The 1,530-nt window shown below is 66.1% G+C and carries 2 protein-coding genes; both read right to left on the bottom strand.

Going from position 1 to position 1,530, the window contains the following annotated elements:
* Positions 1-58: 58 nt before the first annotated feature.
* Positions 59-307, bottom strand: coding sequence for a hypothetical protein (locus I53_RS21045; protein ID WP_374701355.1), 249 nt, complete (start codon positions 305-307; stop codon positions 59-61).
* 378 nt (positions 308-685) lie between these two features.
* Positions 686-1,408 carry an NHLP bacteriocin system secretion protein gene (locus tag I53_RS21040; protein ID WP_043354319.1) on the bottom strand — a complete coding sequence of 241 codons (723 nt, stop codon included), beginning with the start codon at positions 1,406-1,408 and terminating at the stop codon, positions 686-688.
* Positions 1,409-1,530 lie beyond the last annotated feature (122 nt).

Below are 1,530 nucleotides of genomic sequence, written 5' to 3'. Positions count from 1 at the left end.
CGGGCATGGGCGGGCTGCAGCCCCTCCTTGTCGGACGCCTCGCACCGCGTCCCGTTTCTCAGCCCCGGCGCCGCTCCTGCCGCCACAGGGCGACTGCGATGCGCCGCGCCTCATAGGTTCGCCGGAGCAGCGTCCCGAGCCCGCCCTGGCCCTCCGGGGCATAGGCGTATGACAGAACTCCATCAGGCCCGTAATTCCGAAGCATCTCGGCACGCCACAGACCGTCCGCCGCCGCGAGCGCGGACTCCGTGAGGGCGAGGCGGGCGGGGTCCGAAGACGGCGAGGGCTGAGCGATCATCTCATTCAACGCGCCGTTCGGGCGAGTGATCCAACCAAGCCATCTCGACACCTTGAGGGGTGCGCTCCTACCCGTGAAGTCGGCGCCACACCCTCGTGACCGCTGCTCTCGTAGAGTCGGCCTCGGCTGCGCAGTCGCCGGACGCCGCCGTCAACGGTTGCCACCGGATCCCGTGCCGGACCTCCAGCAAGCCGAAGGCCGATCCGACCGGCTGCCCCCTCGGCAGCCCTTCGACGGACCCGTATCCAACCTGTCTTTGTGAATCCCCCTTACCTTGTCCTTACCTTGTGAGGTGCATCGTCTCGCACCCTGTGGCGCCCAGAAGCGCCGGGGCCGCCGATCGTGGACGAACAACGGATCTTCACGACGTCCGGCTGCGCATGCGTTTCAGAAGGTGTCGTGCTGCTGGTCGGGTCCGCGGAGCAACTCCTTCAAGGCCGGTATCAGGAGGCTGAGGAGAGAGGCGCGTTCGGTATGGATCTGGCCGTCCAGCAGGGTGCCGGCGGTGATCTGCGCATCCGGGCCTGCAGAGGTCGTCCAACGGAAGCCCGACGCGGTCTTGGGATCGCGCTCCAGTTCGACCACCATCAGGAAGCGCGGCCCCTCCGCTGTCAGCTTGCGCACCAGATCGTCGTTTCGCAGCGTGTGGCGCATTTGCTCCGGGCTCACAGCCACGTCCGAGGTCTTGGTCACGACACCCCGGATGGAGCCGAAAACGTCCCGCCTCACGGAGGACGGATCGATCAGGGCGGGCATTCCGGTGCGCACCTTCTTGCCGTCCTTGGCGGGCACGAAGATCGCTGCCACGAGCCGTGTGCTGCCGGGCCGGAAAGCGGAGAAGCTCTCATCCACGGGCAGCAGGCTCACGAGGGGCGTGTCGAACCGGATGAGGTCGCCTGGAAAGACCTTCATCTCGGAGACGATTCCATACTCGGTGCTGCGAACCCAGGAATCCTTGCTGATGCGATCCTTCAATCGGCCGATCTGGCGTTCGGCCTGGGCGCGACGCGTCTCAAGGGATTGCAACTCGCGCTCGTACTGCGCCTGCTTCTCATAACTTTCGAGCGTGACGCTGAGGAGGCGCCCCTTTTCGGTGGCGATGCGTTCCAAGCCTGCGCGAGATCTGCGCGCACCTGAAGATAGCGCTCGAAGGTCGCGTTGCCGCTCTTGCGCAGCGCTTCGACCCCGTCCACCACCTTGCTCAGGAGGTCTCGGCGTTGTTCGAGAAGGTC

This window comes from Methylobacterium sp. B1, from assembly GCF_000333255.1.
In the GTDB taxonomy this organism is placed as follows: domain Bacteria; phylum Pseudomonadota; class Alphaproteobacteria; order Rhizobiales; family Beijerinckiaceae; genus Methylobacterium; species Methylobacterium fujisawaense.
Note: the sequence above shows the minus strand (reverse complement) of the source record. Positions and strands in the feature narration are given on the sequence as shown.